General features: G+C 40.4%; 15 protein-coding genes and 9 tRNA genes. 2 read left to right on the forward strand and 22 right to left on the reverse strand.

Annotated elements, in window-relative coordinates; genetic code table 11:
- Positions 1-2: 2 nt before the first annotated feature.
- The 10 genes from VRHSUH10_RS09580 to rpsD all read right to left on the reverse strand — a co-directional run bounded on the left by VRHSUH10_RS09580 (position 3) and on the right by rpsD (position 6,577).
- Complete coding sequence (locus tag VRHSUH10_RS09580) at positions 3-134, reverse strand: hypothetical protein (RefSeq protein ID WP_255403554.1); 132 nt, start codon at positions 132-134, stop codon at positions 3-5.
- Between the two features lie 237 nt (positions 135-371).
- Positions 372-1,775: a DASS family sodium-coupled anion symporter gene (locus VRHSUH10_RS04930; RefSeq protein WP_105089685.1), complete on the reverse strand. Its 1,404-nt coding sequence runs from the start codon at positions 1,773-1,775 to the stop codon at positions 372-374.
- 131 nt (positions 1,776-1,906) lie between these two features.
- On the reverse strand, positions 1,907-2,350 hold the full coding sequence (locus VRHSUH10_RS04935; RefSeq protein ID WP_105089686.1) for a cupin domain-containing protein: 444 nt from the start codon (positions 2,348-2,350) through the stop codon (positions 1,907-1,909).
- A 65-nt stretch (positions 2,351-2,415) separates the two neighbouring features.
- On the reverse strand, positions 2,416-2,724 hold the full coding sequence (locus VRHSUH10_RS04940; protein WP_105089687.1) for a heavy-metal-associated domain-containing protein: 309 nt from the start codon (positions 2,722-2,724) through the stop codon (positions 2,416-2,418).
- A gap of 14 nt (positions 2,725-2,738) precedes the next feature.
- Positions 2,739-2,981, reverse strand: a complete 243-nt coding sequence (locus VRHSUH10_RS04945) for a twin-arginine translocase TatA/TatE family subunit (RefSeq protein WP_105089688.1) — start codon at positions 2,979-2,981, stop codon at positions 2,739-2,741.
- Positions 2,982-3,017: 36 nt separating this feature from the next.
- Positions 3,018-3,773 (reverse strand): 6-phosphogluconolactonase, encoded by a 756-nt coding sequence (gene pgl / locus VRHSUH10_RS04950; RefSeq protein WP_105089689.1) that lies wholly within the window; start codon positions 3,771-3,773, stop codon positions 3,018-3,020.
- A 170-nt stretch (positions 3,774-3,943) separates the two neighbouring features.
- Positions 3,944-4,735 carry an enoyl-CoA hydratase gene (locus VRHSUH10_RS04955; RefSeq protein ID WP_105089690.1) on the reverse strand — a complete coding sequence of 264 codons (792 nt, stop codon included), beginning with the start codon at positions 4,733-4,735 and terminating at the stop codon, positions 3,944-3,946.
- A 186-nt stretch (positions 4,736-4,921) separates the two neighbouring features.
- A complete protein-coding gene (gene rpsI, locus VRHSUH10_RS04960) occupies positions 4,922-5,314 on the reverse strand; it encodes a 30S ribosomal protein S9 (RefSeq protein WP_005377846.1) in 393 nt (130 codons plus the stop codon).
- A 20-nt stretch (positions 5,315-5,334) separates the two neighbouring features.
- Entirely contained in the window at positions 5,335-5,775 is a 441-nt protein-coding gene (gene rplM, locus VRHSUH10_RS04965) for a 50S ribosomal protein L13 (RefSeq protein ID WP_005381375.1), read from the reverse strand.
- Between the two features lie 214 nt (positions 5,776-5,989).
- On the reverse strand, positions 5,990-6,577 hold the full coding sequence (gene rpsD / locus VRHSUH10_RS04970; protein ID WP_004695181.1) for a 30S ribosomal protein S4: 588 nt from the start codon (positions 6,575-6,577) through the stop codon (positions 5,990-5,992).
- A 297-nt stretch (positions 6,578-6,874) separates the two neighbouring features.
- On the opposite strand from rpsD, the gene VRHSUH10_RS04975 reads away from it, so the two are divergent.
- Both VRHSUH10_RS04975 and VRHSUH10_RS04980 read left to right on the forward strand, forming a co-directional pair.
- Complete coding sequence (locus VRHSUH10_RS04975; RefSeq protein WP_105089691.1) at positions 6,875-7,774, forward strand: LysR family transcriptional regulator; 900 nt, start codon at positions 6,875-6,877, stop codon at positions 7,772-7,774.
- 195 nt (positions 7,775-7,969) lie between these two features.
- Positions 7,970-8,293, forward strand: coding sequence for a YnfA family protein (locus VRHSUH10_RS04980; protein WP_105089692.1), 324 nt, complete (start codon positions 7,970-7,972; stop codon positions 8,291-8,293).
- 53 nt (positions 8,294-8,346) lie between these two features.
- Here VRHSUH10_RS04980 and VRHSUH10_RS04985 read toward each other — a convergent pair.
- From VRHSUH10_RS04985 to VRHSUH10_RS05040, 12 genes are all read right to left on the reverse strand, one after another.
- Positions 8,347-8,422, reverse strand: a tRNA-Val gene (locus tag VRHSUH10_RS04985).
- A 3-nt stretch (positions 8,423-8,425) separates the two neighbouring features.
- Positions 8,426-8,500: transfer RNA gene (locus VRHSUH10_RS04990), tRNA-Glu, on the reverse strand.
- A 9-nt stretch (positions 8,501-8,509) separates the two neighbouring features.
- Positions 8,510-8,585: transfer RNA gene (locus VRHSUH10_RS04995), tRNA-Asn, on the reverse strand.
- 7 nt (positions 8,586-8,592) lie between these two features.
- Positions 8,593-8,667 (reverse strand) — tRNA-Gly (locus tag VRHSUH10_RS05000).
- 3 nt (positions 8,668-8,670) lie between these two features.
- Positions 8,671-8,746 (reverse strand) — tRNA-Val (locus tag VRHSUH10_RS05005).
- A gap of 5 nt (positions 8,747-8,751) precedes the next feature.
- Positions 8,752-8,826: transfer RNA gene (locus VRHSUH10_RS05010), tRNA-Glu, on the reverse strand.
- Between the two features lie 4 nt (positions 8,827-8,830).
- Positions 8,831-8,906: transfer RNA gene (locus tag VRHSUH10_RS05015), tRNA-Lys, on the reverse strand.
- A gap of 5 nt (positions 8,907-8,911) precedes the next feature.
- Positions 8,912-8,987: transfer RNA gene (locus tag VRHSUH10_RS05020), tRNA-Asn, on the reverse strand.
- A 5-nt stretch (positions 8,988-8,992) separates the two neighbouring features.
- Positions 8,993-9,067 (reverse strand) — tRNA-Gly (locus VRHSUH10_RS05025).
- 198 nt (positions 9,068-9,265) lie between these two features.
- Positions 9,266-10,369, reverse strand: coding sequence for a nicotinate-nucleotide--dimethylbenzimidazole phosphoribosyltransferase (locus tag VRHSUH10_RS05030; protein WP_105089693.1), 1,104 nt, complete (start codon positions 10,367-10,369; stop codon positions 9,266-9,268).
- Positions 10,366-11,403, reverse strand: a complete 1,038-nt coding sequence (locus tag VRHSUH10_RS05035) for a nicotinate-nucleotide--dimethylbenzimidazole phosphoribosyltransferase (RefSeq protein ID WP_105089694.1) — start codon at positions 11,401-11,403, stop codon at positions 10,366-10,368. The genes VRHSUH10_RS05030 and VRHSUH10_RS05035 overlap by 4 nt, the downstream gene beginning before the upstream one ends.
- Positions 11,404-11,593: 190 nt before the next feature.
- Positions 11,594-12,481 (reverse strand): prephenate dehydrogenase/arogenate dehydrogenase family protein, encoded by an 888-nt coding sequence (locus tag VRHSUH10_RS05040; RefSeq protein ID WP_105089695.1) that lies wholly within the window; start codon positions 12,479-12,481, stop codon positions 11,594-11,596.
- Positions 12,482-12,501: the final 20 nt, after the last annotated feature.

The raw sequence follows: 12,501 nt of genomic DNA on the forward strand, positions 1-12,501 counted from the left end.
TCTTATTGATTGTATATTAAACCATTCGTGGAACCGTTAAGACAAAAACGTGTTAAGTTGTTGTTCATAATTCGAATGTCTTTAATAATCACGACGAGCGCGATAATCAACAAGCTAATGACTAAACCCAACATGTTTCCTCCTAAAGTAATCTGTAATCATAAAATAATAATAACACTTTATATTTCTACATGCAATAAATATTCTATAGATTTATTATATAAATTTTTAAAGTTTACCATATATAAAAACTATAGCAAATACTATTAGATACAACATCTATATAGCGCTTATACAAAATAAATAGATAACCAACCTATATACAGCTCAGCTCAAAAAAAAATCCCTCACCGAAGCGAGGGATTTTTATATTATAAGATTCCAAATAACCACATGCCGAGGGTACCGCCCCAGAAGTGAATAAGGAAGCTTACTACAGAAATAGCAAGACCTACACGCCACCATGTTCCTTGCGGTACATAGCCTGCACCGAAGAAGATTGGCGTTACACCAGAGCTATAATGCGTTAATGTACAGCCAGGGCTATTCATCAAACCAAAGAGCAAGATGGTAAACGGAATTGGTGCACCCATTGCCACCAAGATTGCTGCAAAAGCGGAGAACAACGCTGTAATACGCGCTGTACCACTGGCAAAGAAATATTGAGAGTATACAAAGGTTGCAGAGATAATAAAGGATGCCCAGAACCAATCAATACCTACAAGATGTTGACTTACAAAATCTGCAAATACAGCTACAACACCTAATTTACCAAGTAAACCAGCCATACCTACAAGTGTGCCCATCCAGATAAGGATATCCCAACCAGTGCGTTCACCGAGAATATCTTCCCAGGTAAGGGATCCAGTTACTACACAAGCAAGAACGCCCATCATAGCAACTACTGTAGGATGTAACTTCGTCCAAATCGCTGTAGCCCAAAGCAAGATACAAAGTATAAAGATGATAGCTACAGAAATTTCAGCCTTTGTAATCGGACCAAGCGCATCTAACTCCTTTTGAGCCATTTCAGCTGCTTGTGGAGTTTCTTTAATTTCTGGTGGATAGATTTTATAGATAAACCAAGGCATCAAAATCATGCATAGTACACCAGGAATCACACCTGCTTGGAACCATTCCCACCAAGAAATATCATAGCCAAATAATTTGGCCCCCAATGATGTAATCAATAAGTTACCACTACAAGCAGTCAAGAAGATTGTTACGGTTATGGTATTAATTGTGTGGGCTGTAGTCATCAAGTACGCCCCTATGCGACGTGCTGTACTACCATTCGGTTCAGAGTCAAAAGCTAAGGAAATGTTTTGTACGATTGGGAAAATAATACCGCCCCCACGCGCCGTATTAGATGGTGTGGCAGGAGAAATAATAAGATCCGTACAAGCCAATGCATAGGCTAACTTTAAGGAACTAGTACCAAACGCACGAATCAAGGTATACGCGATACGCTTACCGAGACCAGAATTAATAATACCTCTAGAAAAGAATACAGCTGCCACGATAAGCCATACATTAGCCTCAGCATAACCACCTAATGCTTGTACCATGGTAATAGAATTTGTTGCTACGGCAGCAACAATACCAAAGAGTGCCATAATGCCTGTTGGCCACGGTCTTAAAATAAAGCCCACAATAGTAGCCGTAAAGATAGCTAATAAATGCCAACCTTCCGGCTTAATTGCCTCCGTATGAGGCAAGAACCAGATTACAAGTCCTACCAGTACCGTCAGTGCGGCGCGTGTAAAGGTATTCATAGAACCTCCCTATCAAACTACACATATCAACAGTTACAGTTACAGTTACAGTTACAGTTACAGTTACAGTTACAGTTACAGTTGATTATAAAAAACTATATGGCGGTCATCACACATAACCGCCATATGAATTAACAACTTTCCAAAAATTCTTTGATTTTCGGATTAGAGCGCAATGTATCCATCTCTTCAGGGGATAATAATTTAACCTTATCCCGATCTTGGTTAACCAAGCAGAGGAATCCGATATAATCTCCTTTATTAGCCCGGAATTGATGTATCGTTTTACCTGGAATCTCAATAAAATCACCAGCTTCTACATCATGGATCTCATCGCCTAATAAGACTTGACCCTTCCCACGGAATATCATAACCATATGTGTATGTTCATGATATTCAAGTGTGGAGTAACCTCCTGGCAAGCATTCAAAATAGCGGAATTGGCATGGAATATCAAAAGCTCCATCGTATAAGACTTGACGTGTTACGTCTTTAAACGGACTACCGTCTTGCTTATACACCAAGGTATCGACGCCATCCCACTTGAAATTTTTAGCATCAAACTTGCGTATCATTCTATTACCTCTCATAAAAAAAGGCTGCATCGAAACAGTGTTTCAATACAGCCCAATCGGTTCAATTATTTAAAGAAACGTTTCAATGTTCCTAGTAAACCATGACTATGTTTTTGTACACCATCTGCAATGCTCTCTACTTCAAAACCAGTTTTTTCGATAGCTTTTGTGATAACATCTACAGATACTTTGTTTGGGTCAAAAGAAACAGTAGCAGTTTTTTCTGGTAAATCCACTTCTGCGCTTAATACGCCAGGCAAGCCAAGGGATGCGCCCTCTACAGTTTCTTTACAGTTATTGCACATCATACCAGGTACAGTAAATACCTTTGTTACAACGCCATTATCTTCGCCACAACCACAATCTTTGCACATAGTGATACCTCCTATTAATCGTTAGCTTCTTTATGTTTATCGTCGTTTTTAGCCCCTGCTGTCACGTCGATAGTCGTCGCTTGTTTAACGGCTTCTTTCGTTTCCTCAACAGCTTTTTTAGGGCCGGAAATAGCATCTTTGAATTCATTGATGCCCTTACCTATAGCTTTACCTACTTCAGGCAACTTACCAGGTCCGAAGATAACTAAAGCGATCACTAATATAACTATTAATTCAGGTGTTCCTATAGATCCCATATGTATCTCCTTTATATTTACTAAAACTTACATCCTTTAGTGTACATCATTATAGGCTGCCTTGTCCACATACCAGGTCATAGCTTCTTGTGAAAGTACAGCACCAGGCAATGTACGACCAATGCGTTTTTCCCACGTTAAATCTTCGTAATCCTCGCGTTGGTACAATACCTTTGTCAATGCAGTTCGCTTGCTTTCACCAGTTACAGTAAACCAAACGGCATCGGATTTAGCCAAGAACGAGAATGTCATAGAAATCCGTTCCCATACCTTACCATCCTCAACGGCAACCACCTCTTGATCTGCCACGCGAAGCGCGTGAGAGCCTGCAAATAATCCTGCTGTATGACCATCTTCGCCTAGATCAAGTAAAGCTAAATCGAGACCAGATTTTTTACACGCCTTGAGGACATTGCGAACCTCTTTTTCATATTCTTCAGCCGCTTCTAATACGGTTTTAGAATCCGTATTAATTGGCAAGAAGTGAGCAGCCCCCTTTGCCTTACATAGCAAATGAGGTTTTACGCGATTAAAGTAATTATCCTCATTCGATTGCGGTAGGAAACGTTCATCCGTCCACAAGAAGAATATGCGTTCCCAATTGAGGCGCTCAATATATTCAGGTGAGTTAAGTAATTCTAACAAACCATTTACGACAGTGCCCCCAGTAATACCAACAACGCACGTTTCTGTACGGCTTATTTCATCATTGGTGAAAGCAATAAAATCCTCTGCTAAAGCTTGGACTACATCACTAGGACTGTCATAACATTTAATTGTATCTTGAGCCATGTAATAATGACCTCCTAAAACTATTATAATAGTACTATTATATACACTTTTGCTTTTTTATGAAAGCAAAAACCGATGTAACTCAATATATAGAGCCACATCGGTTCGAATTATATTAGTAACTGCTTATAAAATACATGATATTTCATAGAATTACAAGAGAATAATTATTATTTTTGACCAAATTTAGGACGACGACGTTCAGTAAATGCGCGTACGCCTTCTTTAAAGTCTTCAGAAAGGCCTAAAGAGCATTGATTTTCTACTTCAAACTTCTTGTACTCTTCCCAACCAGATAAGAAGCTATTCCACATCATTTCTTTCATAACGCGGTAAGATTGTGCAGGACCTTTAGCTAATTTTTCAACAAGACGTCTTGTAGCAGTTTCTAAGTCCTCAGGTTCGCAAACTTTATATACAAAGCCCCATTCTTTACCTTTTTCTGCAGATACAGCTTCGCCAGTCATAACGATATGCATAGCACGGTTCATACCAATGGAACGAGTCAACAAGAATAAACCGCCTGCATCAGGAGCAAGACCTACGTTCACAAAAGCTTGAATAAAGCGTACGTTGTTAGCTGCTACCACAAAGTCCGCTGCTAATGCCATATTAAATGCCGCACCTGCTGCAGCACCTTGAAGGCTCATGATAACAGGTTTAGGCAAGCGTTTCATAGCCATAGAAATTTGAGCTACCAGCTCAACAATTTCAAACAAGGATTCTGTATCGCCATCATTTACAGCGCGTTCCATTTCTGTTAAGTCACCACCTGCAGAGAATACTTTACCTTCTGCATTGATGAGCAACGCACGAACACTTTCATCGTTGTGAGCCTTATCTAAGACCTCAAGGATCTCCTTGCACATTTCGATGTTAAAACCGTTCGCCACTGCGGGACGATTAAATGTCAACGTACCAATGCCGTTGTCCACTACGTACTGAATTGTATTATAAATCATATGAGTTCTCCTATATGAAAATCTATATTCGAAAAAATTCGATGATATATCTCTATTATAGGGGAATTAAATATAGATGTAAACGTAAAAATAAATTTCCACTCTAACGACAATATTATAGTAATCATAGTATAAAAAAACACCTGCAGACATTGTCTGCAGGTGTAATAACCTGTTTTCCAAATATTAACGTTTGGAGAATTGGCTTGCTTTGCGGGCTTTTTTAAGACCGTATTTTTTACGTTCTTTCATACGTGGGTCACGAGTCAAGAAGCCAGCTTTTTTCAAAGATTGACGAAGTTCGCCATCTACGTCCAATAACGCACGGGAGATACCGTGACGAATTGCACCAGCTTGACCGGAAGGACCGCCACCAGCTACAGTTGCGATTACATCGTATTGTTCAACTGTATTAGTCAAGTTCAAAGGTTGTTTTACGATCAATTCCAAAGTTTGGCGACCGAAATATTCATTAAGTTCACGTTTGTTAACAGTGATTTTACCTGTGCCCGGTACCAGACGAACTCTAGCAACGGAAGATTTTCTACGACCAGTGCCGTAATATTGTGCTACTGCCATTATATGTTCCTCCCTCTAGATTATCGTACGGAAATTTCTAATACTTCTGGTTTTTGAGCTGCATGTGGATGCTCAGGACCAGCGTATACGTTTAATTTACGGTATTGTTGTGCACCCAATTTGTTTTTTGGAAGCATACCACGAACTGCCATTTCAACAACACGTTCAGGTTGTTTTTCAAGCATCATGGACAATTTAGTGAAACGGGAACCACCTGGGTAACCAGAGTGACGGAAGTATTCCTTTTGTTCCAATTTTTTACCAGTTACGCGAATTTTTTCTGCGTTTACAACGATCACATGATCACCAGTGTCTACGTGTGGTGTGAAAGTTGGTTTATTTTTGCCCCGAAGAACTTTTGCAACTTCGGCAGCAAGGCGTCCTAAAGTTTTACCTTCAGCGTCAACAACATACCATTTCCGTTCGATTGTGTTCGGATTGGCCATAAATGTAGTTTTCATGCTGCATATCCTCCTAATAACGTCATAATTCTACCAAAATCAGCTAGTCCTCGCTTCCGGGGCTAATGGAAACACGACTAAAGCTTACTCAAAATAGTATACAGATTTTGGTGTTCTATGTCAATTGTTTTTTACACTGTTATAGCCCATTAACAGTGATATGTCATAAAGAAAAAACCACCCAATTCTGAGTGGTTTTCCCATAAGCGCCAAATTATTTGGAGTACAATTCGACGATAAGTGTTTCGTTAACTTCGATAGGAAGTTCTTCACGTTGAGGAAGACGAGTGAATGTAGCTTTGAAGCCTTCCAAGTCTTTTTCAATGTAAGGAAGTTCGAAAGAACGAAGTTCTTGGAAGTTAGTTTTAAACATTTCGTTGTCACGAGATGCTTCGCGCAATTCGATTACATCGCCTGGTTTGCAGGAGAAGGAAGGAATGTCTACGCGACGACCGTTTACCAAAATGTGGCCATGGTTTACCATTTGACGAGCTTGACGAATGGAGTTACCGAAGCCGATGCGATATACAAGGTTGTCAAGACGTTGTTCCAAAAGGATCAACATGTTTTGACCTGTAACACCTTGCATTTTTTTCGCTTTATCATAATAGCGTACGAACTGGCGTTCTAGCAAGTTGTAGTAAGCTTTAACTTTTTGTTTTTCTAATAATTGTGTGCCATACTCAGACATTTTTTTCTGACGTTGGTCTTTTTTGACGCGATTCAAGGCTTTTGCGTGACCGAATACGTTCACACCAAAGCGACGACAAAGTTTGAATCGAGCCTCTCTTCTCGTTGCCATGTGATTATCACCTCATAAGATTAATATAAACCTGTACCTACACGGAATGGTACTCATGTATAATATCATTTTCATTTAGTTATGTCAATTATTGATAATTGTGAAAGTCATTGAAATAAGTGCATAATCGCATTTATTTATCACGATTTTTTACGATAATATTGCCCACTATATCGATTGTGCATGATTCATCATATTTTATAGATTTAGATGAAAAAACAATTATAGTATGCTACAATATGAGTAAGAAAGGTAATAGGTATCATTGGAGTTTTATGTCAATATTGGGGGAATACTATGAAAGAGTTACCTACAATGCAAGAGCTACAAAGTTTTATTACCTATAATAAAACAGGAAGCTTTACATTAGCTGCACAATCTATGAATATTACACAATCAGCTTTCAGCGCTCAAATGAAAAAATTAGAGCGTCTAGTTGGTGTGAAATTAATATCACGCTCCACAAGAGGTAGCCGTTTGACGCCTGAAGGCGAATTATTCCTACCAGAAGCAGAGCAAGTTCTTGACACATTGGAACGCGCTATCCAATCGATTCGTTTAGCCAGCAAGGTAGAGCGTCCGATCTTAAATATTGGTGTATTGCGTAGTTTAGGTGATATCCGTCTTAATGGCTATGTATCTCACTTCTTCCAAAACCATCCTGAGTTTTCAGTTAGCATTTACGACATGGAAGAAGAAGAATTGATGCTCGACTTACGCGAAAATCGTATTGACATCGCTCTCCTCTACTTACCAAACAACAAAGATATGTCAGCCTATGAATCTACGGCCCTTCGGGAGGACGAATTCGTATACTATGCTCCAAACATTATCGATGGTATGGAAGTTGCTAGTTTGAAAGCAATTCAGCAACAACCGTTGCTTATGTATCCACCTAAGTACTTTATGTATCGCACATTGAAAAACTATGTGGGTAACGGCCAACAAAATCTACATATTAGAGGTAGCCGTTTATCCAACCCATATACAATGATCGACTACTGCAAAAAAAATAAATCTGGCTGCATCGTAGCACGCCAAATCTTAAATTCTTTAAACATCAATGATGGCTTCATACCTTTAGAAAAACCATTTAAATTACAAGTGTGCTTCGCATTCAAAAAGAATAACTCTAAATCTGAAACAATGCATACCTTTATGGATTATGTGCATAGCGAATCACCAGCACGTTTATAAAAGAGAAACAAAACCCGTACACATATGTGTGTACGGGTTTTTTAATGTCACTTATTTATTCTCCATCAATAGCTATCTTTAATAATCTTTTCTTTACAACTAGTAGCTATCAATCTTATCCCATTAAACAATTGCTCTCTACCGTTACAAGTTGTAAAATAGAGAATAGATTTCAATTAATATTGTGAGGTTATTATGCTCTTATCTATTTTCTTCTTTATATTGGCTGGTTTAGCTGAAATTGGCGGCGGTTATCTCGTATGGCTATATATGCGCGACGATAAAAGTCCTGTCTATTTACTAGCTGGTGCGATCATCCTATTTTTATACGGCATCATCCCTACCTTCCAACCGGAAGCAAGCTTCGGTAAAGTTTACGCAGCCTATGGTGGCGTATTTATCGCTCTCTCCATCCTATGGGGTTGGCTCATCGATGGTTTACGACCAGACACATATGATATCATCGGTGGTCTCGTATGTCTTGTAGGCGTTTATATCATCATGTACGCGCCACGTTAATATGTCTTGTTTACTATAACAAAAAGCGGTCATCTGAAGATGACCGCTTACGTTGGTGGACGATGACAGGATCGAACTGCCGACATCCTGCTTGTAAGGCAGGCGCTCTCCCAGCTGAGCTAATCGTCCATGTGGTGACCCGTCCGGGAATCGAACCCGGGATACCGCCGTGAAAGGGCGGTGTCTTAACCGCTTGACCAACGGGCCATATGAAATTGGCTCCTCGAGTAGGACTCGAACCTACGACCGATCGGTTAACAGCCGATTGCTCTACCAACTGAGCTATCGAGGAACATTAATGGAGCGGGAAACGAGATTCGAACTCGCGACCCCCGCCTTGGCAAGGCGGTGCTCTACCGCTGAGCTATTCCCGCATGTGGTGGACGATGACAGGATCGAACTGCCGACATCCTGCTTGTAAGGCAGGCGCTCTCCCAGCTGAGCTAATCGTCCATATGTGGTGACCCGTCCGGGAATCGAACCCGGGATACCGCCGTGAAAGGGCGGTGTCTTAACCGCTTGACCAACGGGCCAGAATGGTGACTCACCCGCGACTCGAACGCGGGACACCCTGATTAAAAGTCAGGTGCTCTGCCAACTGAGCTAGTGAGTCATAAATGGCTCCTCGAGTAGGACTCGAACCTACGACCGATCGGTTAACAGCCGATTGCTCTACCAACTGAGCTATCGAGGAATGTATGGAGCGGGAAACGAGATTCGAACTCGCGACCCCCGCCTTGGCAAGGCGGTGCTCTACCGCTGAGCTATTCCCGCATACAGAACCGATAATTAATATAACATAATCATCAATCTGTCGTCAAGAACAATTTATGTCTGTCCTGACTGCCCTATAATAATATCAATTTACACATATAGTGTCAATGGTTTTTCCATGAAATTCTCAGTTAATTTTGCATAATTGAGCATAAAACATATAAAAAGAGGGATTTAATACTCCCTCTTTTATATAGATTAATCTTTGTTCTTTTGTCTACCTTTACCGGCTCCATCTTCAGCTGCTTTAACCTCAGCTTCCACGAAGGTTTTCATATCATTTAACATATGCATGGATGCATCGATAATGGATAGTCCCATTGTGGAGCCCAATGCTTCATCAATTTGTAAGTTATAGTGCAAACATGGTTTTACACCTAAGAATCGACATTGCTCCTTATGGATTGGCTCCTCATATGCGGCGGATGGGAATATATAGTCCTTAACTAATGGATCAATAGTAACGGCAGCCAATACAGCTGCACCTGTTACGGCATTATCAAATACTACCGCCATACGATGACTAGCAGCACCTAAGATAAAACCAGTTAAGAATGCAATATCTAAACCACCTGCGACATGAAGCAAATGCAATACCGCATCACGACGCTCGCTTTCACTCAAAGCAGACCAATCATCAACATCAATGTTGAAACGATCTACAAAGGAATGAATATGAGCAGCTCGTTGCTCAATGGTAGGTCCACATTCAGTATGGACTAGAATATCGTCATAAGCACAACCTGTAATAGTTGCAGTCGTTACAAGGGAATCGAGGAATGCCCTCTCCCCTATGTTACCAAGAGCAACGACTTGTAATCCTTCGTTGTGCAGTTTATCAGCATAGGAAAAGCCTAGTTCAATAGACGCTTCTAACTCATCACGAGAAATAACAGGTTCTACACCAAAGAAGTGGGACCCCTTACGGATAACCTTTTGTTCAATATTCGTCAAATCTGTCGTATCTTGTTCAAGGCCTATATTTACTACATGTACAGCTGCTTGTAACTTATTTGCCGCACCTTGCGTAGCCGTTCTACCATCATTGAAACGCTTAATAGCTGCGTTGCTTTCACTGCCATGCTGACTATTTTGAGGACCATCTACCAAGTGATCCGCCGCCACCACAAATACACCATATCGCAAATGATTTGGTTGAGGATCTGCCAGAATGCCCGCAAAGCGCTCAGCTATTAACTCTAATGTAGCAAGGCTATAAATAGGTTTTGTTAAATTATCGATACGTAATCGGCATGCTTCCATGGATGGCGCATGTAATGGTTCGATTGTAAATGTTCTCATACCTTACCTCCTGTAACAGCCAAATACATATGAACGGCAAGGTCTAGCATACCCATTTGAATGGAGCCACCAGATGCCTCACCGAGGCAAAGTCCTAAGTCAACATAGGCTTCAAGGCCTAGATTTTCTAAGGAAGATTTAGCCGCTTTTTCAGCAGATAAATGAGATGCCATCACATAGTCCATCGCTTGTGGCACCAATGTCTTAGCAACCAACGCACAAGCAGATGTATTAAAGCCATCAATAATAACTAATGCATTATTAGCTGCAGCACCTAGAATAACACCTACGATACAGGAGAATTCAAAGCCCCCCACGGAGGATAAAATTCCGATGGCATCGTCTTTTGGAATATCTTTATATTTTTCTAATACATCATGCACAATGCGTTGTTTTAATTTCAAACGTTCGTCAGAAATATTAGTGCCTCGACCTGTCGCTTCCTCTGCTGTGAGTCCTGCAAATTTAGCAGTCATAAGAGCACTAGCGGTAGTATTGGAAATACCCATTTCCCCTACTAAGAAGACATTAAAGCCTTCGTCAATTTTCTCTTTTACAAGACGAATACCCGTTTCAATACCTTCAATAGCTTGCTCACGTGTCATGGCAGGTTCTTCCACAAAGTTCTTTGTACCCATGCCAAGTTTATGAATACGTAATCCTGGTACCCAGCTCATATCCGCATCAATACCCATATCGATAACTTCCATTTGAGCACCGCAGTAATTAGCTAAGGAATTAGCGCCAGCCCCTTTAGGAATTAGGTAATTTTGTGTCATCCCTACGGTTGTTTCCTTTGGGTACGCACTAACGCCCATATCAGCCACGCCATGATCGGCAGAGGCAATAATCATACAAGGTTTTGGAACTGTTAACTGTTCCTGATTTGTAGCCGCACCATATTGAGCCACCACGTTTACAAGTCGCCCATATTGCTCTACAGGTGAACCTACATTCCAACTATCGATTATATGTTGTTCAATTTCATGACTGCGACCTCTAATAGAGTCACAAGTTTCTTGTAACAAACTCATGGTATCTCCTTAACTAAATAATATGTTAAATGTATATTCTTTACGAACCCTAGTATACACATTATACTGCATAAACCGCGTTGCTTCAGCTACATAAATATACATCAAGTTCAAATGAATGTTAATTATTCATTGTCAGTATTCTATGAGTGCTAATCAATGTATAGCCTTAGCTAATAATTATTTATCATTAGCTATTCTTTATTTGACCGGTTAAATATGGTAATTTACCGCGGATTTCTCTTCCTCGTTCAAGATAGGATTCTAAAGCTTGACCTTCATCTTCTTGTGAAAGTATCTCTTTTACCCGTTTGATTTCGGATTCGATTTGTGAAAGACCTTCAATTACATTGTGTCTATTACCATAAATGATTTCACGCCACATAGATGGCAAACCACCGGCAACACGTGTACAATCTCTAAAGCCTCCTGCAGATAATTTCATGCGCAACTCGCCTAATTCATCACCACCGGAAACTTGAGTTAAAATGGATGCCAATAAATGTGGCATATGACTCACCATAGCTAAATACGCATCGTGAGCATAGATATCGACGAATTCAATACGTGATCCTACAGCGCGTCCCATTTCAGCTAGTTCTTGAGCAACCTCTTCATTATATACATCAGAGGCCTTATCCTCTAGTACAATCCAACCCATACCTTTAAATAGGTTTTTATGAGATACTTCGTAGCCACCCTTTTCAGAGCCAGCCATAGGATGAACAGACACAAAAATTGTCCCTTTCGGAATAGAATCATATACAGCTCGTACAAAGTTTTCCTTTGCACTAGATACATCAGTCACCACTTGTCCTGGTCTAAAAAGATGTGCCATTTCTGTAAATAGTCTTGCATTTGTATCTGGAGGCAATGAAAATACAACGATATCTGAATTTTCAATCAATGGTTCTACCTCAGTCCAAGCAGCTTTTACCACCCCATCCTGAATGGCCGCATCACAAACCTCTTGGCGACGAGCATACCCTACTACCTCATAATCGGTATAGGCCTTTAAAGCCTTCGCCAACGAACCACCTAATAGACCTAAGCCAATAATGCCTACTGTCTTACTCATATAAACCTACTTTCACAAAT

The organism is Veillonella sp. T11011-6, assembly GCF_002959755.1.
Taxonomy (GTDB): domain Bacteria; phylum Bacillota; class Negativicutes; order Veillonellales; family Veillonellaceae; genus Veillonella.